General features: G+C 61.3%; 23 protein-coding genes. 13 read left to right on the top strand and 10 right to left on the bottom strand.

Annotated features, from left to right (window positions below; translation table 11 throughout):
* Nucleotides 1–153: 153 nt before the first annotated feature.
* Nucleotides 154–417: a hypothetical protein gene (locus H4684_RS02200; RefSeq protein WP_092189062.1), complete on the bottom strand. Its 264-nt coding sequence runs from the start codon at nucleotides 415–417 to the stop codon at nucleotides 154–156.
* A gap of 99 nt (nucleotides 418–516) precedes the next feature.
* A complete protein-coding gene (locus H4684_RS02195) occupies nucleotides 517–1,878 on the bottom strand; it encodes an MFS transporter (RefSeq protein ID WP_192622681.1) in 1,362 nt (453 codons plus the stop codon).
* Between the two features lie 148 nt (nucleotides 1,879–2,026).
* On the opposite strand from H4684_RS02195, the gene H4684_RS02190 reads away from it, so the two are divergent.
* The 6 genes from H4684_RS02190 (at nucleotide 2,027) to H4684_RS02165 (ending at nucleotide 10,349) form a co-directional block, all read left to right on the top strand.
* Complete coding sequence (locus H4684_RS02190; RefSeq protein ID WP_192622680.1) at nucleotides 2,027–2,935, top strand: bifunctional enoyl-CoA hydratase/phosphate acetyltransferase; 909 nt, start codon at nucleotides 2,027–2,029, stop codon at nucleotides 2,933–2,935.
* Nucleotides 2,936–2,938: 3 nt separating this feature from the next.
* A complete protein-coding gene (buk, locus tag H4684_RS02185; RefSeq protein WP_192622679.1) occupies nucleotides 2,939–4,039 on the top strand; it encodes a butyrate kinase in 1,101 nt (366 codons plus the stop codon).
* Between the two features lie 116 nt (nucleotides 4,040–4,155).
* Nucleotides 4,156–4,551, top strand: coding sequence for a bacteriohemerythrin (locus H4684_RS02180; protein ID WP_192622678.1), 396 nt, complete (start codon nucleotides 4,156–4,158; stop codon nucleotides 4,549–4,551).
* Nucleotides 4,552–4,675: 124 nt separating this feature from the next.
* Entirely contained in the window at nucleotides 4,676–6,043 is a 1,368-nt protein-coding gene (locus tag H4684_RS02175) for an efflux transporter outer membrane subunit (protein WP_192622677.1), read from the top strand.
* A 21-nt stretch (nucleotides 6,044–6,064) separates the two neighbouring features.
* On the top strand, nucleotides 6,065–7,246 hold the full coding sequence (locus tag H4684_RS02170; RefSeq protein WP_192622676.1) for an efflux RND transporter periplasmic adaptor subunit: 1,182 nt from the start codon (nucleotides 6,065–6,067) through the stop codon (nucleotides 7,244–7,246).
* Nucleotides 7,247–7,250: 4 nt separating this feature from the next.
* Entirely contained in the window at nucleotides 7,251–10,349 is a 3,099-nt protein-coding gene (locus H4684_RS02165; protein WP_192622675.1) for an efflux RND transporter permease subunit, read from the top strand.
* Between the two features lie 636 nt (nucleotides 10,350–10,985).
* Here H4684_RS02165 and H4684_RS02160 read toward each other — a convergent pair.
* On the bottom strand, nucleotides 10,986–11,255 hold the full coding sequence (locus H4684_RS02160; protein ID WP_015774533.1) for an RNA recognition motif domain-containing protein: 270 nt from the start codon (nucleotides 11,253–11,255) through the stop codon (nucleotides 10,986–10,988).
* A gap of 299 nt (nucleotides 11,256–11,554) precedes the next feature.
* Between H4684_RS02160 and H4684_RS02155 the strand changes: the two genes are divergently transcribed.
* The 5 genes from H4684_RS02155 (at nucleotide 11,555) to H4684_RS02135 (ending at nucleotide 17,816) form a co-directional block, all read left to right on the top strand.
* Nucleotides 11,555–12,475, top strand: a complete 921-nt coding sequence (locus H4684_RS02155) for a glycyl-radical enzyme activating protein (RefSeq protein ID WP_192622674.1) — start codon at nucleotides 11,555–11,557, stop codon at nucleotides 12,473–12,475.
* The gene (gene hypD, locus H4684_RS02150) at nucleotides 12,476–14,836 is read left to right on the top strand and encodes a trans-4-hydroxy-L-proline dehydratase (RefSeq protein WP_192622673.1); all 2,361 of its coding nucleotides are present in this window, start codon (nucleotides 12,476–12,478) and stop codon (nucleotides 14,834–14,836) included. It begins immediately after the preceding gene.
* Between the two features lie 750 nt (nucleotides 14,837–15,586).
* The gene (glnH, locus tag H4684_RS02145) at nucleotides 15,587–16,327 is read left to right on the top strand and encodes a glutamine ABC transporter substrate-binding protein GlnH (protein ID WP_192622672.1); all 741 of its coding nucleotides are present in this window, start codon (nucleotides 15,587–15,589) and stop codon (nucleotides 16,325–16,327) included.
* 56 nt (nucleotides 16,328–16,383) lie between these two features.
* Entirely contained in the window at nucleotides 16,384–17,064 is a 681-nt protein-coding gene (locus H4684_RS02140; RefSeq protein WP_092189084.1) for an amino acid ABC transporter permease, read from the top strand.
* Entirely contained in the window at nucleotides 17,061–17,816 is a 756-nt protein-coding gene (locus tag H4684_RS02135) for an amino acid ABC transporter ATP-binding protein (protein ID WP_192622671.1), read from the top strand. Before H4684_RS02140 ends, H4684_RS02135 begins: the two co-directional genes overlap by 4 nt.
* Here H4684_RS02135 and H4684_RS02130 read toward each other — a convergent pair.
* The gene (locus H4684_RS02130) at nucleotides 17,804–18,511 is read right to left on the bottom strand and encodes an RluA family pseudouridine synthase (protein WP_192622670.1); all 708 of its coding nucleotides are present in this window, start codon (nucleotides 18,509–18,511) and stop codon (nucleotides 17,804–17,806) included. The two genes, H4684_RS02135 and H4684_RS02130, sit on opposite strands and share 13 nt — an antisense overlap.
* A gap of 110 nt (nucleotides 18,512–18,621) precedes the next feature.
* On the bottom strand, nucleotides 18,622–19,470 hold the full coding sequence (locus tag H4684_RS02125) for an NAD(+)/NADH kinase (RefSeq protein WP_192622669.1): 849 nt from the start codon (nucleotides 19,468–19,470) through the stop codon (nucleotides 18,622–18,624).
* Between the two features lie 155 nt (nucleotides 19,471–19,625).
* On the opposite strand from H4684_RS02125, the gene H4684_RS02120 reads away from it, so the two are divergent.
* Both H4684_RS02120 and flgM read left to right on the top strand, forming a co-directional pair.
* The gene (locus tag H4684_RS02120) at nucleotides 19,626–20,036 is read left to right on the top strand and encodes a DVU0524 family FlgM-associated protein (protein WP_092374136.1); all 411 of its coding nucleotides are present in this window, start codon (nucleotides 19,626–19,628) and stop codon (nucleotides 20,034–20,036) included.
* 77 nt (nucleotides 20,037–20,113) lie between these two features.
* Entirely contained in the window at nucleotides 20,114–20,416 is a 303-nt protein-coding gene (flgM, locus tag H4684_RS02115) for a flagellar biosynthesis anti-sigma factor FlgM (RefSeq protein ID WP_192622668.1), read from the top strand.
* Nucleotides 20,417–20,470: 54 nt separating this feature from the next.
* On the opposite strand, the gene fliW is transcribed toward flgM, so the two are convergent.
* The 5 genes from fliW to flgN are packed head-to-tail and all read right to left on the bottom strand — an operon-like array spanning nucleotide 20,471 to nucleotide 25,514.
* A complete protein-coding gene (fliW, locus tag H4684_RS02110) occupies nucleotides 20,471–20,941 on the bottom strand; it encodes a flagellar assembly protein FliW (RefSeq protein ID WP_192622667.1) in 471 nt (156 codons plus the stop codon).
* Nucleotides 20,917–21,156, bottom strand: coding sequence for a carbon storage regulator CsrA (gene csrA, locus H4684_RS02105; RefSeq protein WP_192622666.1), 240 nt, complete (start codon nucleotides 21,154–21,156; stop codon nucleotides 20,917–20,919). Before csrA ends, fliW begins: the two co-directional genes overlap by 25 nt.
* A 9-nt stretch (nucleotides 21,157–21,165) precedes the next feature.
* Nucleotides 21,166–22,938 carry a flagellar hook-associated protein FlgL gene (gene flgL / locus H4684_RS02100; RefSeq protein WP_192622665.1) on the bottom strand — a complete coding sequence of 591 codons (1,773 nt, stop codon included), beginning with the start codon at nucleotides 22,936–22,938 and terminating at the stop codon, nucleotides 21,166–21,168.
* A gap of 12 nt (nucleotides 22,939–22,950) precedes the next feature.
* Nucleotides 22,951–25,041 carry a flagellar hook-associated protein FlgK gene (flgK, locus tag H4684_RS02095; protein ID WP_192622664.1) on the bottom strand — a complete coding sequence of 697 codons (2,091 nt, stop codon included), beginning with the start codon at nucleotides 25,039–25,041 and terminating at the stop codon, nucleotides 22,951–22,953.
* Nucleotides 25,041–25,514, bottom strand: a complete 474-nt coding sequence (flgN, locus tag H4684_RS02090; RefSeq protein ID WP_192622663.1) for a flagellar export chaperone FlgN — start codon at nucleotides 25,512–25,514, stop codon at nucleotides 25,041–25,043. Before flgN ends, flgK begins: the two co-directional genes overlap by 1 nt.
* Nucleotides 25,515–25,569: the final 55 nt, after the last annotated feature.

The following is a 25,569-nucleotide window of genomic DNA, read 5'->3' as shown; positions in this document are numbered from 1 at the left end:
TTATGCCCTCCAGGACTTTTGAGTCAACACTGACATAGATTTTTTAAATACGACCAAAACGGTCGGCTCCATGCCCAAGAACGCCAAACAAAAAATCCAGCCCCCGGCCGCGCCGAAGACTGGATTTCCCAGGGGAGAAAGATTGGGCCTGGACTATTTTTTCTGCGCCGAAAGCCAGTCGACGATAAGCCCGTGTTCCTCGTGGGTGACGGCAGGAGCCTTGCTCTTGGCCAGCATCCGGGCCACCGTTGCGGACCAGGCCGCCTGATCCTTGACCCCGAATCCGGCCCGGACCCGGCCCAGATCGTGGCACTTGGAGCAGGTCTTCTCCACCAGCACCTGCCCGTCATCGGCAAAGGCAAATACGGAACCAAGGCATAGCAGCACGCCCATGACCATGACTTTAATAGCGTTCATGACAACTCCTTCTGTTTGCGAAAACCAGCAAGACACCATGGATGATCGTTATTTCAATGCGGCCTCGATGAAAAGAAAATCCTGGCTGTCGCGCCCGAATCAGCGTTTCGCGACCCGGCCCAGCGAACAGAACACGCCCGCCACGCAAAGCCCGGCGCAAACGGCGAAAATGATCTTCATGCTGGCCAGAAATTCCGGGATCGTGTCCGGAGCGATCTGGCGATCCTGCAGCAAAAAGCCGAACACCACGGCGGAAATGCCCATGGACAGAGTCATGCCGAAGGTGCGCATGGTCGCGACCAGGCTTGAGGCGATGCTGTAGTCCTTCGGTTCGACGCTGCCCATGACCACGCTCATGTTCGGCGAGGCGAAGAGAGCGAACCCGAGGCCCAGCAGAGCCAGGATCGCGCCGATCTCCCATAGTCCGGTCTGAGCGCCCACCCCGCACATCGCCCACAGGCCAAGGGCGCAGAAGGCCATGCCCATGCTGGCCAGCCAGGCCGCGTTGAAACGGTCGGACAGGACCCCTGCCACGGGAGACAACAGGCTCTGCACGACCGGCTGCACGATCAGGATGAACCCGGCGTGCATGGGCGAGAAGCCCTTGACCACCTGCAGGTACAGACTGAGCAGAAAGCCCACTGCGAACGTGCCTGCATAATTGATGAGGGTCGCAAGGCTTGAAAGCAGAAAGACGCGGTTGGCCGTGAACAGTGTCAGGTCGATAAGCGGATGCCGGATGCTGCGCGAGCGCAAAACGAACAGGACACCCATGACCAGGGCGCCCCCAAGCAGCGGCAAGCCCCGCTCGGGCCGGGCCAGCCCGGTCAGCCCGTTAACGCAGCAAACCACGAAGGCCGCATAGAGCAGACTCCCGATCAGGTCGAAGCCCTGGCCGCGCGCCGGACGCCACTCGTCCTTGATCCCGCGGGCCATGATCCAGGCCAGCAGGCCCGGAGGCAGACACAGGAAGAAGACCGAGCGCCAGCCGAAAAGGGAGGTCATCATCCCGCCCACGAGAGGGCCCACGGACAGCCCCAGATAGACGCAGGCGACCAGGATGCCCATGACCCGGCCCCGCTCCTCGCGGGGGTAGAGCTCCGTCACGATGGCCACGCCCGTGGCCAGGATCATGGCCGCGCCCACCCCCTGCACGACGCGCAGGGTCACGAGGCTGACCACGGACCAGGCCAGGGAGGCGCACAGGGAAAAGACGACGAAGGCGCCCGTGCCCCAGACGAAGGTGCGCCTGCGGCCCAGGATGTCGGCCAGCCTGCCGATGGGCAGGAGAATGGCGGCCAGGGCGAGAATGTAGCTCCCGGCCACCCAGCTTAGCTCCACGGCCGAGGCCCCGAGCTCGATTTGCATGACCGGCAGGGTGATGGCCACGGCGGACATCATGAAGGGTACCAGAAAACTGGCCACGGACGCGGCGGCCAGGGCGGCTGTACGATTGTGCATGCTTCCTCCGAAGATCGGCCTTGATTAGTCCCAGCCGCGCCCGGGAGCAACCCCTGCAACCAAGGATGCAAAATTTGACAAAAACGGTTGCGCGCCACTTGTTTTCATCCAATCGATGATCTATCGGCAGGACTCGCAAGGAGATCCGATGCTTACATCCATGAAGTCCATCATCGACAAGGCCCTGACCCTGCCCAGGCAGACCGTGGCCGTGGCCTGCGCGCAGGACGCCGAGGCGCTCACGGCCGTGGCCGAGGCACATGCCATGGGTCTGGCCGATTTCATACTGGTCGGGAACACCGACAAAATCAAAGCCATTGCCGAGAGGATCGAACTCGATCTCACGGCGTTTGAACTTCTCGACGCCCGGGGCGAGGCCTGCGGAGCCGCCGCCACGGTGCAGGTCGTGGCCTCGGGGCGGGCGCAGATCCTCCTCAAAGGGTTCGTGGACTCCTCGGTCCTCTTCAAGGCCGTGCTCGACCGCGATACCGGGCTGCGCAACGGTTCCACGGTCAGCCACACCGTGGTCATGGACGTGCCCGGGTTCGACAAGCTCTATCTGCTGACCGACGCGGCCATGATCATAAAACCCGACCTCGCGACCAAGCGCCAGATCGTGCTCAACGCGGTCAAGGTGGCCCGCGCCCTCGGCAACCCGGACCCCGTGGTCGGGGTTTTGTGCGAATCCGAGAAGGTCAACCCGAAAATGCCGGCCACCATGGACGCCGCGGCCCTGGTGGAGATGAACGCCAAGGGCGAACTCCCGGGCTGCCGCGTGGGCGGGCCCTACGCCCTGGACAACGCCATCAGCGAGCAGGCCGCCCGGCACAAGGGCATGAAAGATCCCCTGGCGGGCAAGGCCGACATCCTGCTGGCCCCGGATCTGGCGGCAGGCAACATCTTTTACAAGAGCCTCATGTACTTCGCCCACGCCCGCTCGGCCGGGGTGGTCATGGGCACCAGGGCCCCGGTGCTGCTCAACTCGCGGGCCGACTCCCACCAGACCAAGATCAACGCCGTGGCCCTCGGAATTCTCATGGCGGCAAAAGGAGCCTAGAACATGAAAATCCTGGTCCTGAACCCCGGTTCGACCTCCACCAAGATCGCGGTCTTTCAAGGCCGGGAAGCGCTCTTCGTGGAGACCATCCGCCACGAAGCAGCCGATCTGGATCGCTTCGCGCACGTCATGGACCAGGAGGGATACCGGCGGGAAATGATCATGGCGGCCCTTGCGCGCCATGAGCTTGCCGTCTCGGACATGGCCGCCGTCATCGGCCGGGGCGGCCTGCTCCGTCCCATGCCCGGCGGCGTGTACGCCGTCGGCCCGGAAATGCTCGCCGACCTGAGTTCCTGCGGCTTCGGAACCCACGCCTCCAACCTCGGCGCCATCCTGGCCCACGACCTGGCCGCCCGCGCCGGAATACCGGCCCTCATCGCCGACCCCGTGGTCGTGGACGAGCTTGGTCCTCTGGCCCGCTATTCCGGCCATCCCTCCATACAGCGGCGCAGCATCTTTCACGCCCTGAACCACAAGGCCGTGGCCAGGCGCGTGGCGCAGGAACTGGGGCGCGCCTATGAAGAACTGCGGCTCATCGTGGCTCATCTGGGCGGAGGAGTGTCCGTGGGGGCGCACGAACTTGGCCGGGTGGTCGACGTCAACAACGCCCTGGATGGGGACGGGCCCTTCTCCCCCGAGCGCAGCGGCGGCCTGCCCTGCGGAGCGCTCGTCAGCTGGTGCTTTGCCCCGGACGCCAGCGAAAAGGACATCCGCCGCAGAATCACGGGCGCAGGCGGACTCTTGGCCTATCTTGGAACGGCCAACGGCATGGAGGTCGAGCGGCGCATCCGCGAAGGCGACACCCTCGCCCGGGAGGTGCGTCAGGCCATGGCCTACCAGGTGGCCAAGGAGATCGGAGCCATGGGCGCGGTACTCCGTGGCCGGGTCGACGCCGTGATCCTGACCGGAGGGCTCATGCACGATCGGGAGCTGGCCGCGCTCATATCCGGACAGGTGGAATTTCTGGCTCCGGTCATGGTCCATCCGGGAGAGGACGAAATGTCCGCCCTGGCTGAGGCCGCCGGGCGCGCCCTGGCAGGCATGTGCGAGACGCTGACCTACCCGCCCCGAACCATGGCCGTTGTCGGGCAGAATCCAGACTGAAAATCCAGCGCTTCCGATTCTTCCGGGATTTGGCGGGAATTGCCCCTTTTCCCGGGCAGCGCTCTGGGGTAAAGGAAGATAAATATTTTCATCTCAAGCCCCAGGAGCCGCAGGGAATGAATAAAAAAATCATTTGGGATCAGTCTTTTGAGACCGGAATTGCCGAAATCGACACGCAGCATCAGCGCCTGGTCGAGATCATCAACTCCCTTGCGGACGGCATCGGTCACTCTTCCATAGATGATCTGAACAACATCCTGACCCAGCTCAAGGAATACGCCAATTACCATTTCCGGGCCGAGGAGACGCTCATGGAGGCCGCCGGATACGCGGAACTCGAAGAACACAAAAGCGAGCATCTGGCTTTTGTCGACCAGATCCTGCTTTTCGATCTGGACGTCATCCTGGCTTCCGAAGGACTGGCCTGGGACATGTTCCATTTCCTGCGCGGCTGGCTGACCAACCATATCCTCGTTGTCGACAAGAAATTCTCGACAGCGATGCCGGCCTGACACCCTCCCGCGCATTCCATTTCAATCGCGAAGCGCGGGTTTCCCCTTTTTTAAGGTTCAGATTGCGCCAATGTTCATGCTCAGCAGGACTTTTCCGCCATCGACTCCTCCCGGAGCAATTTGCATGAGGCTTCTTGTTTTTCTTTTTCTCCTGACGGGATGTCACGCCTTCGCTCCTGTCCCCCCGGCCGTGCAGGAGCTGCCCCAGGCCTACCGGCTTGAAGCCGGAGAACATGATCCGGCCGACCAGTGGTGGCGGGACCTGCAAAGCGAGGACCTGAACATCCTGATGGACGAGGCCCTGCGCTCCGCTCCGGACATGCGCACGGCCCTGGCCAGGCTCGATCAGGCGCAAGCCGCGGCGGAAAAGACCGGCAGCACCCTGTGGCCGACCCTTGGCGCCAGCGCCGACGCAACGCGGACCTGGACCAAGCTCGACACCAAAAACCAGATCGAAAGCGACGCCTATGGACTGGGACTCGCCGCCAGCTACGAGCTCGACCTCTGGGGCCGGGTCAGGGCCCTGCGCCAGGCCGACACCCTGGAAGTCATGGCCAGCCGCGACGATCTGCGCACGGCGGCCCTGACCTTAAGCGGCGAAATCGCGGGGGCCTGGATATCCCTGTGCTCGACCCGGCAGCAGCTCGCCGTGCTGGCAAGCCAGCAGCGCACCAACGCGGACATCCTCTCCACCCTTGAGCTGCGCTTCGCCAACTCTCTGGCCTCGGCCCTGGACGTGCTGCAACAGCGCGAGGCCATCGCCCAGACCGAGACCGTGATTTTCCCCCTGAAATCCGAGGCCGTGCGCCTTGAAAACCGGATCAACCTGCTCCTCGGCAAGGCGCCGGGCACGATGGATCTCGCCGGAGCGGCCGATCTCCCGATGCCCATGCCCCTGACCAGGGCCGGGCTTCCGGCGGAACTGCTGCTTGAGCGGCCCGACATCCGCGCGGCCTGGCAACGGCTGCTCGAATCGGGCTGGGACCTGGCCGCCGCCCGGGCGGACCGCATGCCGGCCCTGCGCCTGACCGGAAATTTCGAGCACAACGGCGGGGACGCAAGCCGCATCTTCGACAACTGGCTGGCCAACCTGGCCGCGTCCCTGACCGCTCCGATCATCGACGGCGGCAGCCGCCGGGCCGAAGTGAAACGACAGGAAGCCGTGCGCCGTGAGCGGCTGGCCTCCTATGAAAAAACCGTCTTCACGGCGCTCTTTGAGGTGGATACGGGCATAAACGCCGTGCTCAGGCAGATCGAGCTGGTGCGCGCCCTGGAAACCCAGCGCGACGCGGCCCGGTCCGCCCTGACCAGCGCCCAGGTCCGTTACCGCAACGGCGTGCTCGACTACGACACCGTTCTCTCCCTGCTCCTCAAGCTGCAGCAGCTCGAGCGCACCCATATCAGGGAACAGGCCTCCCTTTTGACCCTGCAGACAGGACTCTGCCGGGCGCTGGGCAAAGGCTGGAGATCTTCTTTCCCCGATGCATCCTGAAAAACCCAAAGCGAAAAAGCCATGATCATACCCGAATGCGACAGCACCAAGCCCTTGCCGACCAAAGTCAAGCTTCTTGTCGTTCTTCTGTCCCTTCTTTTCCTCGGAGCCGGAATCTTTGTCGCGGTCCGTTTCATCAAGACCCGGCCCACGCCTCCCCAGAGGCCGCTGGTGGTCATCGCGCCCCTGGTCGAGACAACCACCGTCACGGCGGGACCCCAGACGGCTGTAGTCCAGGCACTGGGCACCGTCGTGCCCGCACGCCAGACCCTGATCCGCTCCGAAGTGGCCGGAGTCGTCCGCGAGATATCTGCGGCCTTCGTGCCCGGCGGAACGGTGGTCGGGGGCAGTCCGTTGCTGCGTTTGGCGGACGAGGATTTTCGTCTGGCAGTGACCAGCAGAGAGGCGGAGCTTGAAAACGCCAAGGCCGCGCTGGAACTTGAACTTGGGTACCAGCAGGTGGCCAGGCACGAATGGGAGCTTTTGGGAATCACGGGCAACGCCGGTGAAAGTCCGGATCTGGCCCTGCGCAAACCGCAACTCGCCCAGGCCCGGGCCAAGGTTCGACAGGCCGAGGCGGCCCTGGATCAGGCCCGGCTCGATCTGAAACGGACCACTGTGACCGCGCCGTTCACCGCCCTCGTGCTGGAAAAGAACGTGGAGATCGGCTCCAGGGTCTCCATCACCGACACCCTGGCCACCCTTGTCGACACCCGTGAATTCTGGGTCGAGGCCGCCATACCGGTGGACCGCCTGCCCTGGATCACCCTGCCCGGAAAAGACGGCCCCGGCTCGAAGGTTCGCATCCGTTCCCAGGCCAGCGGCGCCGAGCGCACGGGCCGCATCCTGCGCCTGCGCGGGGATCTGGAGGAGCAGGGGCGCCTGGCCCGGGTGCAGGTCTCGCTGCCCGCGCCCCTTGAAGCCACCCCCGCGCCCATTCTGCTGGGTGAATACGTGCGTCTTGAAATCGAGGGAACGCGTCTTGAAAACGTGATCCGCCTGCCCAGGGCCGCACTACGCGAAAACGACACCGTCTGGACCGTGCACAACGCGACCCTGGCCATCCGGCCCGCCACCGTTGCGTGGCGCGACACGGACACGGTCCTTGTTTCGGACGGCCTTGAATCCGGCGACACCGTCGTGACCAGCGAACTGGCGAGCCCCATCGACGGCATGCCTGTCAGCCTTGGCCAGGAAAAGTAGAGCCATGCGCAACAAAATCCAACACGGCGCCATCGCCTGGATGGCCTCCAACCCGGTGGCCGCGAATCTGATCATGCTGCTCTGCCTTGTCGGCGGACTGCTCATGACCACCCGGATCAAGCAGGAAGTCTTTCCCGAATTCGAGTCCGAAATCGTGACCGTGACCGTGGCCTACCCCGGAGCGAGCCCCGAGGAAGTGGAGAAGGGCATTGTCCTTGCCATAGAGGAACGCGTCACGGGACTGGACGGAATCAAGAAGGTCACCTCCTCCTCGGTGGAAGGCGCCGGCACGGTCACGGTCGAGGCGCTGGAAGGGACCGACATGGAACGCCTGGCCCAGGACGTGAAAGGCGAGGTCGACCGCATCTCCTCTTTCCCGGAAGATGCCGAGACGCCGCGGGTGGTCATCGCCTCCAACCGCCGCCGGACCATGTCCATCGCCATCTATGGCGACATGGAAGAGCGCATCCTGCGCGAGATGGCCGAAACGGTGCGCGACGACCTGCTTCAAGACCCGGAGATCACCCAGATCGAACTGAGCGGCGCGCGCGACCTTGAGATCAGCATCGAAATTTCCCAGGACACCCTGCGCGCGCATGGCCTGACCCTGCGGCAGGTGGCGGAGATCATCGGCAACTCAGCCCTGGAGCTGCCCGGAGGCAGCGTCAAGACGAGCCAGGGTGAAATCCTGGTCCGGGTCAAGGACCGCCGCGAACTGGGCAAGGAGTTCGCGAACCTGCCCATCATCAGCTCCTCCGACGGCTCGATGGTCCGCCTTGAGGACCTTGGCCGCATCACCGACGGGTTCGAGGACACTGACCTCTTCGCCCTCTACAACAACCAGCCGGCCATCCTGCTGGACATCTACCGCGTCGGGGACCAGACGCCCATCTCCGTTTCCAATGCCGTCAAGCGGCACATGGAGCGGCTGAAGCAAATCCTGCCGCCGGGCGTGAACCTGGCCAAACGCAACGACAGCTCGGACATCTTTCGCCAACGCATGGACCTGCTGACCCGCAACGGCCTCATGGGTCTTTGCCTGGTCTTCATCCTCCTGGCCCTGTTCCTGGAAATCCGCCTGGCCTTTTGGGTCAGCATGGGCATCCCCATCTCCATCCTGGGCTCGTTCCTGATCCTTCCGGGGCTTGGCGTGAGCATCAACATGGTTTCCATGTTCGCCTTCATCATCACCCTCGGCATCGTGGTCGATGACGCCATCGTGGTCGGTGAAAACGTCTATCAGTACAAGGAACAGGGGCTCTCCTCCCTCAAGGCCGCCACCAGCGGCGCCCGGGAAGTGGTCATGCCCGTGACTTTCTCTGTCCTGACCAACGTCGTCGCGTTCGTGCCCATGCTCTTCGTGCCCGGCGTCCTGGGACGCGTTTTCGGCGTGCTCCCGGCGGTTGTCGTCAGCGTCTTTCTCATCTCCCTGGTGGAAAGTCTCTTCGTGTTGCCTTCCCACCTTGGGCACCTCAAGTCCGGAGGCAAATCCAGGCTGTCCTTCCTGCACAATTGGCAGGCCAAATTCAGTGCCGGGTTCATGCGCGTGGTGAACAACTTCATCTCGCCCCTGCTCATGCTGACCATACGCCTGCGTTATCTGACCCTGGCCATCGCCGTTGCGGTGCTTCTGGCCACGTTGGGATACGTGGCCAGCGGACGCATGGGCATCGTCATGTTCCCCAAGGTCGAGTCGGATTATGCCTACGTCGAACTGGCCATGCCCTTCGGCTCGCCCGTGGCCCGCACCGAAGCGGCCATCAACCGCATGGTCGGCATCGCCGACGAGCTGGCTCGTGAACACGGCGGGGATGAGCTGGTCGAGGGAATCTTTTCCCAGGTCGGGACGAGCTCGGGCGGACACCAGGGCTCGGTGCGCGTCTTTCTGACCCCGCCGGAAATGCGCACCCTGCCCACGGCGGAATTCACCAGACTCTGGCGGGAACGCGTTGGCGAAATCGCCGGAGCCGAATATCTCAAATTCGAATCGGATCGCGGCGGCCCGGGTTCCGGCGCGGCCCTGACCATCGAACTCTCGCACCGCTCCACCCAAATCCTGGAAAAAGCAGGAGAGGATCTGGCCAAGGAACTCGGTTCCTACGCCCAGGTGTCGGACATCGACGATGGATTTTCCGCCGGAAAGACGCAGCTCGACTTCCGCATCCGGCCGGAGGGGCGCAGCCTGGGGCTGACCTCCCAGGATGTGGCCCGTCAGATCCGGGCTGCATTTTACGGAGCCGAGGCACTGCGCCAGCAGCGCGGACGCAACGAAATAAAGGTCATGGTCCGTCTGCCGGAGGGCGAGCGCGTCTCCCTGCAAAACATCGAGGACTTTCTGGTGCGCACCCCTGCCGGCACAAGCGTGCTGCTGCGCGAAGTGGCCGATGTCACCAAGGGGCACTCCTACACCAGCATCGACCGGCGCAACGGCCGCCGGATAATCTCCGTGACCGCCGACGTGACCCCGCCCTCGGAGGCCGCCGCGATCATAAACGCCATCAAAGACGGATACCTGCCAAAACTGCAAGACCGTTATCAGGGTCTGGAGTTCAGCTTCGAAGGCAAGCAGGCCGACATCAAGGAAGGGGTCGGGGCGCTTTTGCTCGGACTTGGCATGGCCTGCCTGGGCATCTTCGCCCTGCTGGCGGTGCCGCTGCGCAGCTATGTGCAGCCGCTGATCATCATGACCAGCATCCCCTTCGGCATCGTCGGCGCCGTGTTCGGACATCTGGTCATGGGCTACAGCCTGAGTCTGGTGTCACTTTTCGGCATCGTGGCCCTGTCCGGGGTGGTGGTCAACGCATCCCTGGTGCTCATCGACTGCGCCAACGGCAAACGGCGGGTCGGTCAATCGGCCCTGGCCTCCATTCATCAGGCCAGCGTGCAACGCTTCCGGCCCATCCTGCTGACCACGGTGACCACCTTCGGCGGTCTCGCGCCCATGATCTGGGAAACCTCGCGCCAGGCGCGTTTCCTCATCCCCATGGCCCTGTCGCTTGGGTTCGGCATTGTCTTCTCCACTTTCATCACCCTTGGAATCGTGCCGTCCCTTTACATGGTGCTCGAAGACCTGAAGCGCTTCGGGCGCTCTCTTGTCAAATAAGGAGGACAAATGGAACTTGGAGTGCTGATCCTGCTGGCCGCCGCGGCCGGAGCGCTTGGCTGGTTCTGGATGGACGGCGTGGCCAGCGGCGAACGTCGCATGGGACACCGCCCTTGAGGTGCGCGCGGACCTCTTCCGGGAGAAGAGGCTGAAGAACACGAGGATAAAAAAGACGAGACGAGACCGGGCGGGGTGTAAGACGGCTAAAAATGCGATGCGTCCCAACGCACTTTGTTCATGGACTGCCAAAGACGGCACAGAAAGCGCCTCTCGGCCACCGGATACAGAATTCACAAAAATTCCAATCATTTGATCAAACCTGATCAGACTCTACTGATTGGCTGCATCGGCACCACGCAGCTGCCGCGACGGTCCGAAAAGCTCACTCTGTTCAATTCTTGAGCATTTTTTCGTGACTCAGATTTTCACCATCTGCCGTCAAAAAAACAGCCTGGCAAATAATTATCAATGAATTCAAGGCGATTAAAATTCAGACCGGCAACTGGCGTGAGTTCAAATTCTTCGATCACGGAATATCAGGGGGAGGGAAGATGCGGGCAGGTGCGCGTAAGTCAACCGGCCACACAGCAAAAAAAAACCCTGCAAGGCAGGGTTTAGAGGCTCAGATCGACGCGACTACCATCTGGGCCGGCGTTCACGCTCGGGACGGGGACGGGCTTCGTTGACCTTCAGGGAACGTCCGCCGTAATCGGCGCCGTCCAGAGCAGCGATGGCTTCTTCAGCGCCGCTCTCCATTTCCACAAAACCAAATCCACGGGCTCTGCCTGTCTCACGGTCGGAAATGAGTTTAACGTTTGCAACTTGGCCGTAGGTTGCGAACAGCGTTTCCACATCCTGCTCGGTGGCACTCCAGGGCAGGTTTCCGACATAAATGTTCTTCGACATGATGCACTTGTCTCCTGTAAAAAAACTGAAAAATCCAGGTTGAGTCTCCCATCGGATCTGTCGCGCCTTTGGGCCAAAACCCTTCCCGTCTCCTCGTACCTCGCACCAACCGAAATGGTTGATACATGGCTATGGAAAATACGTATTTCTAAAAAAAGAGGCAAGAGTTTATTTGAAAAGTTCCCTTAAAAAAGATGCCTTTTTTCGATCTTTTCAAACACGCCCGATTCCGGCATTTCCCCGGGAACATTCTCTGTTTCCACGTTGAAAAACATAACGGCTTGCATTACTAATTACCAATGCCCAGCGCTTCCTCCCCTTCCGGCACTCTTTTCGCCATCAAACGCTACGCCCTGCACGACGGGCCGGACCTGCGCGTGACTGTCTTCCTGAAAGGCTGCCCCCTGTCCTGCCTGTGGTGCCACAACCCCGAAGGCATCGAGGCCGCGCCGGTCATGGTGCACCTCCCGGAAAAATGCGTCGGCTGCGGGGAATGTCTGAAAACCTGCCCGCAAGGAGCCCTGCGCCCCGGACTGACAGGCGTGGACAGAGACAATGAGACCTGCACCACCTGCGGGGTCTGCGCCGAGACATGCCCGGCCCTGGCTCACGAAGCCGTGGGCAAGACATGGGCCGTGTCCGAAGTAATGGCCGAGATAGAGAAGGAGATCCCCTTTTTCTCCGGAACCGGAGGCGGGGTGACCTTTTCCGGAGGCGAACCTCTGGCCCAGCCGGATTTTCTTGAAGCCATGCTCATGGCCTGCGGACAGCAGCACCTGCACCGCGCCGTGGATACCAGCGGCTTCGCATCCGCCGCGACGATCTCACGCATCGCCAGGCACACGGACCTTTTCCTTTTCGACCTGAAACACATGGACCCTGACGCCCACCGCCGGGCAACAGGCGTATCCAACGCCCCGATCCTTTCCAATCTGCGCCTGCTGGCAGAGTCGGGGGCACGGATCGGGCTCAGGCTGCCGCTCATACCGGGAATCAACGATGACGCGGAGAACATTCGCCGCACAGGCCTTTTGGCCGCATCCCTGCCCGGAATCCAGAGCATCGACGTGCTCCCCTACCACGCCGCTGCCAAAGGCAAATACGCCAAGCTCGGCATGCCCTACCCGGGAGATGCAATCCCCGCGGCCGATCCAGACAGCCTGGACCGGGCCATGGAAATTTTACGGCACTGCGGACTTGCGGTCCGCATCGGAGGATAGATGAACGACAGAATCATGCGCCTGCGCGAAGAGAGCTTCGCCGCCGAACCGTCCGTTTCCATCGAGCGAGCCCTGCTGGAGACCCGCTTCTACCGCGAGAATTACGGCAAACACTCCTTGCCTGTGCTGCGAGCCCTGGTCTTCAGGGACCTGTGCGAAAAGAAAACCATTTACCTCGGCGACGGCGAACTCATCGTCGGCGAACGCGGCCCCGCCCCCAAGTGCGTGCCGACCTTCCCCGAACTGACCTGCCACTCGGCCTCGGACCTGCGCGTACTCGCGACCCGGCCCATGACCCGCTACCATGTCAGCGACGAGGATATCGAAACCTACGAACGCGAGGTCATCCCCTACTGGACCGGCCGGTCCATGCGCGAACGCGTCTTCTCCCAGATTCCTGACGAATGGCGGGCGGCCTACGAAGCCGGTCTCTTCACCGAGTTCATGGAACAACGCGCTCCCGGCCATACGGCCCTTGACGGCACGATCTACGAGTGGGGCATGCATGATTTCAAGGCGCGCATCGCCGAACGCATGAGCCGTCTGGACTATCTGAACGATCCCCTGGCCTCGGACCGCGCCGAGCAGCTGAAGGCCATGGACATCGCCTGCGACGCGGCCATCGTCTTCGCCCAGCGCCACGCCGATCTGGCCTGGGAAAAAGCCAAGACCGAGCCAAATCCGACGCGCAAGGCCGAACTCACGCGCATCGCCGAGGTCTGCCGCCGCGTCCCGGCCCAGGCCCCGCGCGACTTCTGGGAAGCGCTACAGATGTATTGGTTCGTGCACCTGGGCACCATCACGGAATTGAACGGCTGGGATGCCATGACCCCCGGCCACCTCGATCAGCACCTCACCCCTTTCTACGAGAAAGGCCTGGCCGACGGCACCCTGACCCGCGAAGCGGCCAAGGAGCTGCTCTGTTGCCTGTGGATCAAGGTCAACAACCACCCCGCCCCGCCCAAGGTCGGAGTCACGGCCAAGGAGAGCGGCACCTACAACGATTTCACCAACATCAACCTCGGAGGCCTCCGGCGCGACGGCTCCGACGGGGTGAGCGAGCTCTCCTACCTCATCCTGGAAGTGGTCGATGAACTGAGACTCCTGCAACCCCAGACCAGCGTGCACATCAGCCAGAAGACGCCGGACCGCTTCCTGAAGGCCGCCGCCCGCGTCATCAAAAACGGCTGTGGCTACCCGTCGGTCTTCAACACCGACGCCGTGGTCATGGAACAGATGCGCGTCGGCAAAACCGTGGAAGACGCCCGCGAAGGCGGCTGCTCGGGCTGCATCGAAACCGGGGCCTTCGGCAAGGAAGCCTACATCCTGACCGGCTACCTGAACGTGCCCAAGGTCCTGGAACTGGCCCTGAACGACGGACGCGACCAGCTCACCGGCCGCCAGATCGGCCCCCGGACCGGCGACGCCCGTGATTTTTCAAGCTTCGACGACCTCTACGACGCCTTCACCCGCCAGCTGGACTGGGTGGTGGACCTCAAGGTGCGCGTCAACAACTACATCGAGCGCATGTACGCCACCCACTCCCCTGCGCCCTTCCTGTCCACGGTCATTCACGACTGCATCGAAAAAGGCCGGGACTACTACGACGGCGGCCCGCGCTACAACACCAACTACATCCAGTGCTGCGGCATCGGCACGGTCACGGACAGCCTGTCCGCAATCAAGACCCACGTCTTTGACGCCGGGACCGTCCCCATGCAGAAACTTGCCCAGGCCCTGCAATCCAATTTCGAAGGATCGGAAGCCCTGCGCCTGAAGCTCTGGAACAAGACCCCCTTCTTCGGTAACGACGACGACCGGGCCGACGAAATCATGCGCCGCATCTACGATTCACTCTTCACGGCCATCGACGGCCGCCCCAACACCAAGGGCACCGAATACCACTTGAACATGCTCTCCACCACATGCCACGTCTATTTCGGCAAGATGCTCGGAGCCTCGGCCAACGGCCGCCTGGCCGGGCTGCCCGAGTCCGACGGCACCTCGCCCTCCCACGGCGCGGACAGAAACGGACCCACGGCCGTGGTCAAGTCGCTCTCGAAGATGGATCAGATAAAATCCGGCGGCACCCTCCTCAACCAGCGCTTCCTGCCCGGCGTCCTCAAAACCGATCAGGATCTGGACAAACTCGCCCAACTTGTGCGCACCTATTTCCGCCTCGGCGGCCACCACATCCAGTTCAACGTGGTGGACACGGCCACCCTGCGCCAGGCCCAGGCCAGTCCCGACGAGCACCGCAACCTGCTGGTCCGCGTAGCCGGATACAGCGACTACTTCGTGGACCTGGATCTGGACCACCAGGAGGAAATCATCCGGCGCACAGAGCAGGAAACGGCGTAGGCTAAAAAGATGCCTCCGGCGGGCAGGGGACGCGTCCCCTGCACCCCATTCACATCCTTTTCAACCTGTCCTCATCCCTCTCAACCCGTCCACATCGCCTCAAGCGGGTCGGCGTGGTCCGGGCGAGGGCTGTCGGCTGTTTGACTGAGCCAGGCATCGTTTGCTTCCTGGCCGCGTGCCGGACAAAGCGCGCAAGGATGCCAAAAGCTCAAGGACGGGAAGCATTACGAGGCCAGCGAAGGAGTTCCGGCAGACCTTGTCTGGACCGCACCGACACGCGCCCCCCGCATCCAGCGCCAAATCCCTACCTCCGACAGCCCCCAGCACCCTCCCCTCCCTTCACAACCCGTCCGCATCGCCGCAACCCATCAACATCGCCTCAAGCGTGTCGGCGTGGTCCGGGCGAGGGCTGTCGGCTGTCTGACTGAGCCAGGCATCGTTTGCTTCCCGGCCGCGTGCCGGACAAAGCGCGCAAGGATGCCAAAAGCTCAAGGACGGGAAGCATTACGAGGCCAGCGAAGGAGTTCCGGCAGACCTTGCCCGGACCGCACCGACACGCGCCCCCGCATCCAGCGCCAAACCACCCCTCCGCCTCCCCAACACGCGCCCCCAGCCCGTTCCTCCCAGAGAACCGATCGTTCCGATTCTGCCAACCTTCTTGCATTTTCCGTCATTTTGGCCCATGCCAAGGACGATTTTCCGCCATAGTGGCCAAACCCGTTTCTTCTCATCCATCACCAAGGAGGCTCCATGAAACGCATCCTGCTTTTCGCCGTTTTAGCCCTGGCTCTGTGCGCGACCACCGCTTCAGCCAAAAAGCTGGTCGTGGCCACGGATACCAATTTTCCGCCTTTTGAATTCAAGGACCCCGAGAGTGGCAAGCACACCGGCTTCGACGTGGAGCTTTGGGACGCCATAGCCAAGGAAATCGGCGCCGAGTACGACTTGCAGCCCATGGACTTCAACGGCATCATCCCCGGCCTGCAGTCCGGCCAGGTTGACGTCGGCATCGCCGGCATCACCATCAAGCCCGAACGCGCCGAAGTCGTCGACTTCTCCGACCCCTACTACAACGCGGGCCTTCTGATCCTGGTCAAGGCCGACAACGAAGACATCACCGACGTGAAGGGTCTGACCGGCAAGATCGTGGCCACCAAGCTCGGCACCACCAGCGAGGACTTCGCCAAGAAGGAAGCCGGAGCCAAGGAAGTGAAACTTTTCCCCAACAATGACGCCATGTTTATGGAACTGCTCGCCGGCGGCGCCGATGCAGTCATCTTCGACTCCCCTGTCATCTCCGAATTCGTGCGCACCGTGGGCAAGGGTCAGGCCAAGATCGTCGGGCCCCTGTACATGGGTCAGTCCTACGGCATCGGCTTCCCCAAGGGCAGCGATCTGGTCGCCAAGACCAACGCCGCGCTCCAGAAGCTCAAAGACAGCGGCGCCTACCGCGAACTGTACATCAAGTGGTTCGGCACCGAGCCCAAGTAATCCCTCTTAAATCATCCATGGAGGCAGGATCTTCCTGCCTCCATTTCGAGACACCCATGGCCTTTCAATTCGAACCAAGCGTCGTTATCGACACCCTGCCCATGCTCATGCGCGGAGTCTGGTACACCATCTACCTGACCATCGGCGGCCTGTTTTTCGGCTTTCTTCTCGGAGTGGCCACGGGCCTCATGAAGCTGGCCCGCCCCTTTTTCGTCCGCAAGCTCGCCGATCTCTATGTGGAGCTCATTCGCGGCACGCCCATGCTGGTGCAGGCCATGTTCCTCTATTACGGCGTACCCATGGCCGTGGGTCTGCGCATCCCGCCGCTCATCGCCGGAGTCATCGTCATAGCCATCAACTCAGGCGCCTACATCGCCGAGATCGTGCGCGGGGCCATCCAGTCCATCAATGTCGGCCAGACCGAAGCAGGACGCTCCATCGGCCTGACCCGGGCCCAGACCATGCGCTACATCATCTGGCCGCAGGCCTTCAAACGCATGATCCCACCCCTTGGCAACCAGTTCATCATCAGCCTCAAAGATACCTCGCTGCTGATGGTCATCGGCGTGGGCGAACTGCTGCGGACCGGCCAGGAGATCGTGGCCGTCAATTTTCGGGCGTTCGAGGTCTATATGGCCGTGGCCATGGTCTATCTGGTCATGACCATGAGCATCGCCAAGGCCCTCAAGATCCTTGAGAACAGACTCATCAACAAGACCAGCGGAAAGCGCGCATGATTGAAATAAAGAACCTGCACAAGAAGTTCGGTGATCTGGAAGTATTGAAAGGAGTCAACCTGACCGTGGCCTCGGGAGAGGTGGTCTGCATCATCGGACCGTCGGGCTCGGGCAAATCGACCGTGCTGCGCTGCATCAACCGGCTGGAAACACCGACCGCGGGCACGGTGATCGTCGACGGACACGACATCATGAACCCGCGGACAGACATCAACTACGTGCGCACCGAAGCGGGCATGGTCTTTCAGCAGTTCAACCTCTTCCCGCACATGACCGTGCTCGACAACGTGATCCTCGGACCGGTCAAGGTCCGCAAAATGCCCCGTGCCGATGCCGAACACCTGGCCCATGACCTTTTGGCTAAGGTGGGCCTCGGCTCCAAGGCCCAGGCCTACCCGGAGCAGCTCTCGGGCGGACAGAAGCAGCGCGTGGCCATCGCCCGCGCCCTGGCCCTGCAACCCAAGGTCATCCTCTTCGACGAGCCGACCTCGGCCCTGGACCCGGAACTTGTCGGCGAAGTGCTGGAAGTCATGAAAAAACTGGCGGCCGAGGGTATGACCATGATCGTGGTCACGCATGAGATGGGCTTCGCCCGCGAGGTGGCGGACAGGGTCATCTTCATCGACGAAGGTGTGATCCAGGAAGTAAACACCCCGGACAAATTCTTCAGTAACCCGAAAAATCCGCGCCTGCGCGACTTTCTGGGCAAGATCGTGGGCACCTGCCGGGAAATGCAGGGTCAGGGCAACTGAGCCCGGCCCACCAGCTGCGCGAATATGGTCGGCATCGGCGCTTCAAGGGTCATGCGTTGACCCGAGAACGGATGCGCGAAGCTGATTGAAGCGGCATGCAGCGCCAGGCGGGAAAAATTGTCCCCCTTGCCTCCGTATTTCCGGTCACCGGCCACCGGATGCCCCAGATCCGCCATCTGCACCCGGATCTGGTGCTTGCGTCCCGTCAGTAGTTCGATCCTCAAAAGCGAATATCCCCCCTTCTCCTTGACCACGGTCCAGGCGGTCTGCGCCAGCTTGCCGAGCCTGGCGTCGCGAGTGGAATAGACCTTGTGCACACCGCTCTCCACCAGATGGGAGATGACCGTGCCCGAGGGCTTGTCCATTTGCCCGTGCACCACGGCAGCGTAGATTTTGGTGGTATCCTCCCACTGATCCTGCAGGGTGCGCTTGGCCGCCTCGGTCTTGGCGAAAAGCAAAATCCCGGAAGTCTCCCGGTCCAGTCGATGGACAATGAAAATCCTGTACCTGGACTTGGCGTTGCCCTTGCGCACGTAATCGGTCAGGGCGTAATAGGCGGTACGCGTCTTTTCCGCCTCCGTGGCCATGGTCAGCATTCCGGCGGGCTTGTCCACGACGATGATGTCCCGGTCTTCGTGAATGATATGAAGTCCGGGGGGCAAATGCCTTGAGCCGGGGCGGGCTTGTTCACGCATGGGTTGTCCTTGAAGGAAAGTGTTGCAGAATTTTTAGACGCCAACGCCGACTTTGCCGACGATGCGCGCCAACCGATCGGAAAAGGAGGCAAAAGTCCAGGACAAACCCGTCAACTCTCGCGCACGAACCCCTTGGACTTGAGTTTGTGGGCATATTGGGAATGCAGGGGACGGATCAGGTTGAGCCTTTTTTCGGCTCTGGAGGCGAAGATGTTGTCTCCGGCGGCCAGGACCACGCCGGTCTGGCCGTCCTGGGTCAGATAGACATCCGGGTCGGCGTCGAGGACCAGGATGCGCAGGTCGTTCTCGAACGGCAGGACCATGGGCCTGAAGGCGTGCAGGAAGGGACAGATGGGGGTCAGGGCGAAGACGTTGAGCTCCGGATAGATGAGCGGCCCGCCCGCGGAGATGGAATAACCCGACGAGCCCGTGGGCGTGGCCACGATCATGCCGTCGGCCCGCACCGTGCCCAGGTGGTCGTTGCCGTACCACATGTCCAGCCTGATCATGCGCGCCAGGCTTCCGCAGCTGATGACCAGATCATTTATGGCGTAACCCCGGTAATACTCCTGACCGCGCCGGAGCACATGAAAACTTATGACCAGCCGCTGGGACATGTCGTACTCACCACGCAGAATGAGCGTCAGGGATTCGCGCCAGTCCGTGGGAGAAAGCTCCGTAAGAAACCCGACTTTGCCGAGGTTCAGGCCCAGGATCGGGATACCCAGATCCTGCACGGCCCGGGCCACGGCGAGCAGTGTGCCATCGCCGCCCAGGGTAAGGATCATGTCCGCATCCCCCCAGGTCGAGACGCAGTGGACCTCTTCCTTGGAAGATGCGACAATCCGCGCCGAGCGCCCTTCGCCAACGAGCCAGCGCCGGATTTGCCGGGCCATGTTGGCCGCCAGCTCGTTCTCGACGTTATGGACAATGACTATTTTGCTGATGATTTTTCCCATTTGCGGGAGTGTAAGCAAAAGGTCTCGCGTATTCAAGGAGAGGGGCAATGTTCGCTTGGGGCGGGCTATGGGCGGGGACAAACTTTTTTGCAAATAAAACTAAAGTTCGCGGACAAGTGGCCGATAGGGTGAAGTAAGAGGTATGCCCTGTGACAGTGAATCCCTTTCTCGTCAAAAACGTGATGCGCACGTACGACCAGCACCAAGAGGCGGGTCGACGCATTGCCAGGTTCAAGAAATACATGGACCGCGCCGGGCAAGAGGATTCCGTTTCCATTTCCAAGGAAGCCAAAAGACGCCAACTGGTCGAGAAGGTCGCAGGCGAGATCGTGAACAACCTCATCGGTTCGGACACCACGAACCCGGTCGTTCGCGAAATCAAGACACAGATGGCCAAGGAATTCGGGCAGGATGTGCTTTTCAGGTACCCGTCCGACGGAAGCGGCCTTCAGATACTGAAAAAAACAGACCAGGGTGTCGCGGAATTGACCAACGGCGAAAAGGATGCTTTCATGCGCCGGTTGTGGGAAATTGCCTTGACCCGGGTCAACGAAACAATGCTCTAGGTCTTGTTCTTGGGGGACGCATGTCGTCCACATGAAGATCAAGCCAGTGCGGCCGGAAACCCCGGCAGGAGCGGAAAATGTCGATCAACACCATCAAATCTTTCAGCGGCTACGAATCGCAACGACTGGACCAGCTGGAGCAGCAGCGCCAGGAGCACCAGAAGACCGTCGCCAATCCGGACGGCGGAACCGACCGCATCTCCATTTCGGATGAAGCGCGGCTCAAGATGAGCATGCTCAAGGCTGCCCAGGAAAACGACGGAGTGCGAGCCGACAAGGTCGCCGACGTGAAGGCTCGGATAGAGGCGGGAGAGTACGGTGCAAGCGGCAAGGATATCGCGGCCAGCCTGCTCAAGCAGGAGCTTGACATCTGGGGCTGACCCATTTGCGACTCGACTGAAAAAGCCTGACCGGTGACCCGGCCAGGCTTTTTTTCATGAATTGGCCAAGCGCCTGTCCTCGTTTCCAAGATCGCGCAGCAGGACCTGGGACGGAAATCCCGATTCCACTTGCGGGGACTGCAGCCCCAGGCGCTCCTGGACATTGACGCAGATGGGCCCGGTCAGGTTGAGGGTGCTGCCCTGCGGATCGCCCTTGGGCACGGTCACGCTGACCAGGATGACCAGGTCGTGGATGCTGCGCACCTTCAAAATCCGCTCCTCGGCCGCGGCCAGCCGAATCTCATAGTTCGGCAAGAAGGAGAAAGGGTCGGCGAGCATCATGCCCATGCTCGGCACTTCCATGCTTTGCAGGAAATGAAAGGGGGTTCCGGGCTTGAACTCCACCAGGGCGAATTCCCGCAGGGACTCGAAGCCGATGATGCCGCGAGGAAACCGGATGGTCTTGTCCGCGGAGATGACCAGCTGCCCGATGCGTGAATTTATTGTTTGTCTTTGCTTGTCCATATTGCTGCCGCCATCATCAGATCGTTGTTGTCGAGTTCCAGGGCCGAGGCGTTCTGGGTCTGCACCTTGAGGTAGATTTCTTCCCGGTAGACCGGCATGTGTTCAGGCACTTCGAGGCCCAGCTTGATCTGCTGCCCCTTGATGCTTAAAATAGTGATCTTGATGTCATCACCCACATGCACGCTTTCTCCGGGGCGACGAGAGAGTATGAGCATAACCCCTTCCTACAGATAATTGACCAGGCTCATCTTCATGATCATGGACGAGGATTTGAGGACCGCCTCATAAGACAGCTGCTGGTTGGCCAGCTCCGTCAGAAGCGTGGCCAGATCCGCGTCCTCCACATTGCTCATGCGCTCGGTTTCGTTGAGTTTGAGGCCGGAGAGAACGGTGTCGGCCACGTCGAGCCGGTTTTCCCGCGCACCCACGGAGGCCAGCTGGGTGGTGAAATATTCGTGGCCGGTCTTCAGGCCGTCCAGCGCCTCGGCGCAGCCCTGCTGGTTATTGTTTTCAAGCGCGGCCACCAGCTTGCCCACGGTGACCATGATGTTCTTGCCCACGTCGGAATCCGAGAACACCGGCTGAGTCCCGTTTTCATAGTAGCCACCAAAAATTTCCGCTCCGACATTGTTGAGCTGCAAATACTGCCCGGCGGAAATCTCCACGTTGTGGGCCGCCGTCTGGGGATGGATGACGAACTGGGCGTTCTTGACGAGCGTATCCTCGGCACCCCGTGCCGTAAGCACCAGCTTGCCTCCGGGCACCAGCAGCTCTGCCGTGGCGCTGGTATTTGCGGCCTTGTGCCCCGTGTCCCAATTCACACCGCCGTCGATGCTGTACGAGTAATTCAGGGTCCCGGCGCCAATATCCACCGAAGGGTCATTGTCGATGCGGACCATGACGTCGCTGGTGAAAAGCCCGCGTCCCTCGGCGTTGACCGCCGCCCCCATCTGAATGACGCCCGTGGATCCGGCTTTTACGTCAAATGCAGCTCCGTCGAGATCAGCGCCGGACAACCGCACTTGGCCGTAAGGCGTCTTCACTATGCAGGAGGTCGAATTCGGAATCGTGGTGGTCCATGACTCGGTCGTCCCATTGACCTCAGCCGAAACGGTGATGTCCAGATTCGCCCCCGCCGCCGCGACGGACACCGTCACATCCTTCTCGAACCCACCAAGAGGCTGGGCGACAACGTCGGGATCACCCGCTGTATAAAGCACCGCGGACTGGGACTCGTGATCGCCCTTGTACACCGCCGTGGGCGCGATAGTCAGCCAAGAGCCCTGCGACACCGAGGTGTTGGAGGGAGGCGAAAGCGTCACTTCATAGTTTGAAGGCAGATTCACGCTAACCCCGCCCAAATTCAACGTCCCGTTGGCGTCCCATGTCCCAGTTTCCCAGGTCGCGCCCCCGTCCTTGCTGAACCGGCAATCCGGCGCCCCGCTCACAGGGACGACCGTCCCTTCGGCCCCCAGAAACTGGACTACGAAGCTGTGACTGGCCAGGCCCGTGGCCAGGCCAAGGCTGTTGCCGTCCTGGTCGTAAACCATGAGCGCCTCCTCGAAGGCGCTCTCGTCAAATTTCTGGCCGCCAAAAATGGCGTTGCCCTCGAAACGGGTGTTGCCCAGATTGACCAGCTGGCTGAAAAGCTGACGGACCTCGTAGGAAGTCGCCTCGCGGTCAGAAGCGGTCATTGTCCCGGAAGCGCCCTGTTCGGCCAGCCCCTTGAGTTTGGTCAAAATGGTGCTGACCTGGATCATGGATTCGTCGGCCAGGCCGAGCCAGCCCTTGGCCGTGTCGATATTGGTGCGGTACTGGTCGATGGATGACAGCGAGGTCCGATAGTTGAGCACGCGGGCTGTACCCACCGGATCATCGGAGGGCCTGTTGATGCGCTTCTGGCTGGAAGCCTGCATGTTCAAATCCATGAGCTTGGACTGGGTGTCCTGCAGATTGTACAGAAAATTGCTGTACTGGTTACGAAGGGATACGCGCATGGTTCGCCTCCATCAGTTCTTGAGTCCCAAAAGTACTTCCAGCATGGACTCGGCCGTGGTGATCAGCTTGGCAGCGGCCGTGTAGGCATGCTGAAACTTGATCAGGTTGGTCATTTCCTCGTCCAGGTTCACGCCCGAGACGGATTCCTGGCGCGACCTCAAATCGTTGGCCAGGGCCTCCTGGTATTCAGCATTGAACTTCGCGGACTGCGTGTCCGATCCGGCCTTGGCGACCAGGGTAGAATAATATTCCCCCAAGGTCTGGCGCGAGGTGCCCTCGATCACGGTGCGCGTGCTCACGGCCTTGGTCTGCAAGGCAGCGATGGCGGCGGCCGTGGTGTTGTCGCCCTCGTTCATCTCCCCGGCGCCGTTGATGTGGCCGGTGTTGATGCGGGAAGAATTGCTGCGCACGCTGTTGTTGACCGAGAGGGTTCTGGCGTCGGAGCCCTCGAAAAACGTATTGATGCCAAGCGCGGCCAAGAGTCCCGTCGTATCGGAGCCAAATGCGAAATCATGATCGGCGTCGGAACTGATCTGCAGATGATTGTCCAGCACCGAAGCGGTGAGCGCGCCGAAGGTGTTGTTGATTGCGTCGACCACGTCCTGCAGACTGTGCTCGGTAGGATCGAAATTCTGGATTCCGGCCAATGTGTTATTGAAATCCAGGCCCTGAAACTGCACCATCGCCCCGGTGTCCTTGTCGTAAACGCCGATCATGAGGTTGCCGCTCTCCAGCTTTTCGCCAAAGATCAACCCGGCGTCGACGCCAAGATCGGCATCCTTGTCCACCAAACCGTACGTGCCGGTGACCTCTTCGAAGCGCTCAAGACCCGTGCCCTGGGAATGAAGCCGATTGACCTCCCAGGCCAGGCTCTTGGCGAAAGCGTCGAGCTTTTCAAGATAGCCACCGATGCTCGAATCCCGAAATTGAAAATACCCGGCCAGGCTGCCGCCGGTCAGACGGCGTTCGTTGTCTTCCCCGTTGCTCAGGACCTGCGGGGTGATGTTGATCTTGGAAGCGGAAGTTTCATACCAGAAAACCGATTTATTGGGCAGAATCTGAAAACGGTCCCCTTTAGTAAGCGTATCACCGGCCTTGGGAGAAAAAAGCACGGAACCCTTCCCGTCGGGCAGCAGCACTCCCTCATCCGTGATCGTGAAGACACCCACTCCATTTTCGTCCTTGAGCCAAGTCTTGCCCCCGTCCACGGAAACCTTGAAAGTCAGGCCGCCGTCAGACATTAGCCCGCCGTTCACGATTTCAAGCGTGTACTCGCTGGAGCTCTTGCCATCGAACGAAACGTCCCCTGTAAACGTCGAGGCGCTGTCCAGAGAGGCGGAAAACGGAGCTGACTCGAAAGCCAGCCTGAAGGCGCTTGTGCCATCGACCAGGGTATGGCCGGCCTTGGTGGTGATGGTCACGTTGCCAAGGCCATTGTCGATGTAATTGATGTCGATCTTCTCGGCCAGATCACGAACCAGGGTCGCACGCTGATCGCGCAGGCCGTTGGCGTTGTTCTTGCCCGTCTCTTCGGTCACGGTGATCTGATTGTTCAGCTCGGCGATGCTTTGCAGAAGGGTGTTTATTTCCTTGACTTCCGCATCGATGGTGTCGTCCGTCTGCCCCTGCAATCGCTGCAAATCCCCCTGGACGACCCCGATGGCCTGCTCCAGGTTGGAAGCGTGTCCGAGCAGGGCCGCACGCACGCTCGTATCCTCAGGATTGGTGGACAGGGTCTGCCAGTCGGCCCAGAACGCGGACAGCGCCGCATTGACCCCTTCGGCGTTGGACTCGTTGAAAATCATTTCAACGTTCTGCAGATTCTCGTGAAGCTTCTGCCAGCGCTGCTGCTCCGAACTCTTGGTGTTGTAGAGGATCTCGGTGAACTCATCGAAATAACGGATGACTTCGGCCGCGTTGACCCCTGTACCGAGCTGGCCCGGAGTGTAATTGATGTAGTAGCCATCCTCGAATCGCACCGCCTGACGGCTGTAACCTTCGGTATTGGCGTTGGAAATGTTGTTGCCGACGACCTCGATGGCCGACTGGTTGGCAAAAAGGGACTGCTTCCCGATATTGAACAGGGATGCGATGCCGGGCATCAGAGCCTCCCGCGCACCAGAGTCGCCGTGGCCGTGCGGTCCTTCCACGTCCCCTTGGCCGAGTAGGTGTTGCGCTCCCTCGGTGCGACCTGATTCTGAAAATGGCTGAGCAGCACGCCGCTCTGCTTCCACAGGGCCATGGCCAGATCGGCGTTGATCGAGGCCAGATGGCCGCTGTCCTGCTCATGCGTGATGATCTTGGCCCGCCACGTTTCAAAGATGCGCCTGTCCGCGGCGGACAGGGTCTCCAGAAAAACAGCCAGATTGGTCATGCCCGCCGATTGCAGGCGATGGACCAGAGCCTCGCGTTCGCGCACGAGCTGCCTGATCAGGTCCTGGATGCACATCTCAAGTCCCGTCACCTGATCCGGCGCGCCCGCCCGCAGCAAGGAGTATTCCTCGCGCAGGAGCTGGCAGAGAAGCTCTGTGCCTTTTGCCTGACGAATGAGACTGCCGAGAATGATCTGTTGCATATCGTGCTTCCTTACACTTGGGCGGTAGTGAAAATTAAGGCCGAGGCAGGAAATC

This window comes from Desulfomicrobium macestii (assembly GCF_014873765.1).
Taxonomy (GTDB): domain Bacteria; phylum Desulfobacterota; class Desulfovibrionia; order Desulfovibrionales; family Desulfomicrobiaceae; genus Desulfomicrobium; species Desulfomicrobium macestii.
Note: the sequence above shows the minus strand (reverse complement) of the source record. Positions and strands in the feature narration are given on the sequence as shown.

Bases quoted from the DNA above. Each gene is read 5' to 3' on its own strand.
- H4684_RS02200 (WP_092189062.1), bottom strand. From the start codon at position 417: ATGAACGCTATTAAAGTCATGGTCATGGGCGTGCTGCTATGCCTTGGT.
- H4684_RS02195 (WP_192622681.1), bottom strand. From the start codon at position 1,878: ATGCACAATCGTACAGCCGCCCTGGCCGCCGCGTCCGTGGCCAGTTTT.
- H4684_RS02190 (WP_192622680.1), top strand. From the start codon at position 2,027: ATGCTTACATCCATGAAGTCCATCATCGACAAGGCCCTGACCCTGCCC.
- buk (WP_192622679.1), top strand. From the start codon at position 2,939: ATGAAAATCCTGGTCCTGAACCCCGGTTCGACCTCCACCAAGATCGCG.
- H4684_RS02180 (WP_192622678.1), top strand. From the start codon at position 4,156: ATGAATAAAAAAATCATTTGGGATCAGTCTTTTGAGACCGGAATTGCC.
- H4684_RS02175 (WP_192622677.1), top strand. From the start codon at position 4,676: ATGAGGCTTCTTGTTTTTCTTTTTCTCCTGACGGGATGTCACGCCTTC.
- H4684_RS02170 (WP_192622676.1), top strand. From the start codon at position 6,065: ATGATCATACCCGAATGCGACAGCACCAAGCCCTTGCCGACCAAAGTC.
- H4684_RS02165 (WP_192622675.1), top strand. From the start codon at position 7,251: ATGCGCAACAAAATCCAACACGGCGCCATCGCCTGGATGGCCTCCAAC.
- H4684_RS02160 (WP_015774533.1), bottom strand. From the start codon at position 11,255: ATGTCGAAGAACATTTATGTCGGAAACCTGCCCTGGAGTGCCACCGAG.
- H4684_RS02155 (WP_192622674.1), top strand. From the start codon at position 11,555: ATGCCCAGCGCTTCCTCCCCTTCCGGCACTCTTTTCGCCATCAAACGC.
- hypD (WP_192622673.1), top strand. From the start codon at position 12,476: ATGAACGACAGAATCATGCGCCTGCGCGAAGAGAGCTTCGCCGCCGAA.
- glnH (WP_192622672.1), top strand. From the start codon at position 15,587: ATGAAACGCATCCTGCTTTTCGCCGTTTTAGCCCTGGCTCTGTGCGCG.
- H4684_RS02140 (WP_092189084.1), top strand. From the start codon at position 16,384: ATGGCCTTTCAATTCGAACCAAGCGTCGTTATCGACACCCTGCCCATG.
- H4684_RS02135 (WP_192622671.1), top strand. From the start codon at position 17,061: ATGATTGAAATAAAGAACCTGCACAAGAAGTTCGGTGATCTGGAAGTA.
- H4684_RS02130 (WP_192622670.1), bottom strand. From the start codon at position 18,511: ATGCGTGAACAAGCCCGCCCCGGCTCAAGGCATTTGCCCCCCGGACTT.
- H4684_RS02125 (WP_192622669.1), bottom strand. From the start codon at position 19,470: ATGGGAAAAATCATCAGCAAAATAGTCATTGTCCATAACGTCGAGAAC.
- flgM (WP_192622668.1), top strand. From the start codon at position 20,114: ATGTCGATCAACACCATCAAATCTTTCAGCGGCTACGAATCGCAACGA.
- fliW (WP_192622667.1), bottom strand. From the start codon at position 20,941: ATGGACAAGCAAAGACAAACAATAAATTCACGCATCGGGCAGCTGGTC.
- csrA (WP_192622666.1), bottom strand. From the start codon at position 21,156: ATGCTCATACTCTCTCGTCGCCCCGGAGAAAGCGTGCATGTGGGTGAT.
- flgL (WP_192622665.1), bottom strand. From the start codon at position 22,938: ATGCGCGTATCCCTTCGTAACCAGTACAGCAATTTTCTGTACAATCTG.
- flgK (WP_192622664.1), bottom strand. From the start codon at position 25,041: ATGCCCGGCATCGCATCCCTGTTCAATATCGGGAAGCAGTCCCTTTTT.
- flgN (WP_192622663.1), bottom strand. From the start codon at position 25,514: ATGCAACAGATCATTCTCGGCAGTCTCATTCGTCAGGCAAAAGGCACA.